Origin of the sequence: Arsukibacterium sp. (assembly GCF_033722355.1) — a bacterium.
Taxonomy (GTDB): Bacteria; Pseudomonadota; Gammaproteobacteria; order Enterobacterales; family Alteromonadaceae; genus Alishewanella.
Genome location: NZ_JAWVZF010000271.1, coordinates 1 through 1,783, shown reverse-complemented (window position 1 = coordinate 1,783; position 1,783 = coordinate 1). Strand labels below are relative to the sequence as shown.

General features: G+C 50.1%; 2 protein-coding genes and 1 pseudogene. All 3 read left to right on the top strand.

Annotation, left to right across the window (positions count from 1 at the left end):
- On the top strand, nt 1-660 hold a 660-nt coding region (gene cmoA / locus R3177_RS14710), incomplete at its 5' end, for a carboxy-S-adenosyl-L-methionine synthase CmoA (RefSeq protein ID WP_318971757.1).
- A gap of 27 nt (nt 661-687) precedes the next feature.
- Nucleotides 688-1,653, top strand: coding sequence for a tRNA 5-methoxyuridine(34)/uridine 5-oxyacetic acid(34) synthase CmoB (cmoB, locus tag R3177_RS14705; protein WP_318971756.1), 966 nt, complete (start codon nt 688-690; stop codon nt 1,651-1,653).
- A gap of 23 nt (nt 1,654-1,676) precedes the next feature.
- Nucleotides 1,677-1,783, top strand: a pseudogene (locus tag R3177_RS14700) (LysR family transcriptional regulator); the annotation flags it as partial.

The window sequence follows — 1,783 nt, the reverse complement described above, 5'->3', positions numbered from 1 at the left end:
GTCGCTGAAGTTTTCCCGGATATGATTCAGCGCTCTATACCCGGCTACCAGACCATTATTCAGACGATTGGTAAGCTTACCGGACGTTATCAGCAAGCCAACAGTAACTATTATGATTTAGGTTGCTCACTGGGCACTGCCAGCCTGGCAATGCGCCGTAATATCAGTGTTACGGGTGCCCGCCTTATCGCGGTTGACAACAGTAAAGCGATGCTGGAACGCTGCGAGCGGCACTTGCAGGCGTTTCGGTCTGATGTTCCGGTAAGCCTGGAGTTGGCGGATATCCGGGATGTGGCCATTAAAGATGCGGCCGTTGTCGTGATTAACTTTACATTACAATTTCTTGCACCCGAACACCGGGATGCCCTGATAAGCAAAGTATACCAGGGGTTAAAGCCTGGCGGCGTGCTGATATTATCGGAAAAAATTATTGCCCACAGCACGATAACCAATCAGTTGCTGGTTGATTTACATCTGGACTTTAAACGGGCCAATGGCTATAGCGAGCTGGAAATCAGCCAGAAACGTTCCGCCCTTGAAAATGTAATGAAACCCGACACCCTGGCGCAGCATCAGCAGCGGTTACAACAGGCAGGGTTTTCTGAACAAAGCCTTTGGTTTCAGTGCTTTAACTTTTGCTCTATGCTTGCAATCAAATAAGTCTGGCAGTTAATACAGGGATATTTCATGCTTGATTTCACCCCCTTTTATGCAAAGTTGGCCACAAGCAAACTGCACCAATGGCTGCAGACGCTGCCGGCCCAGCTGGCTGACTGGCAGCAACATGCATTGCATGGCGACTTTAAAAAGTGGCAAAAAGTTATCAGCAACCTGCCGGTGACGACAGTCAGTCTGGTTGAGTTGAGCAAGGCTGTCGAGTTTGGTACCGCCACTGACATCAGTGACGGCCAGGCTGAGCAGATCCGTTATTTACTGCAGCAACTTAAGCCCTGGCGCAAGGGACCGTTTAATATTCATGGCATTGAGATCGATACTGAGTGGCGTTCAGACTTTAAATGGAACCGGGTATTACCGCATATCAGCCCGTTAACCGGCCGTACTGTGCTGGATGTTGGCTGTGGCAGTGGTTACCACTTGTGGCGGATGCGTGGCGCCGGCGCCCGGTTTGTGGTGGGTATTGACCCATCGCAACTGTTTTACAGCCAGTTTCAGGCCATTAAACATTTTAACCCCGACCCCGATGTTAACCTGATCCCGGTTGGCATTGATGATATGCCGCCGCTGGCAGCATTCGATACCGTGTTTTCGATGGGTGTATTGTATCACCGCCGCTCGCCGATTGATTTTTTGCAGCAGTTAAAACACCAGTTGCGCCCAGGCGGAGAGCTGGTGCTGGAAACACTGGTTGTCCAAGGCGATGAGCACACAGTGCTGGTACCCGGTGAGCGCTACGCTAAAATGCGCAACGTCTGGTTTATACCCAGTACGCAGGCGTTATGTCACTGGTTGCGCCGGCTAGGTTTTAAAAACCCTAAAGTGGTTGATTTAAATACAACAAATCTGTCAGAACAACGGGCAACACCATGGATGGAAAATGAAAGTTTAATTGATTTTCTTGATCCGACTGACCATAGTAAAACCATTGAAGGGTATCCGGCGCCACTGCGTGCTGTGATTATTACCACGACATAATTTGATAAAGGATCCGGCCCGCTATGCCCTATCGTCCCCGCTCTACCCTGGAACAATGGCGAATATTGCAGGCTGTGGTCGATGCCGGTGGCTATGCGCAAGCCGCTGAGTTACTGAACAAAAGTCAGTC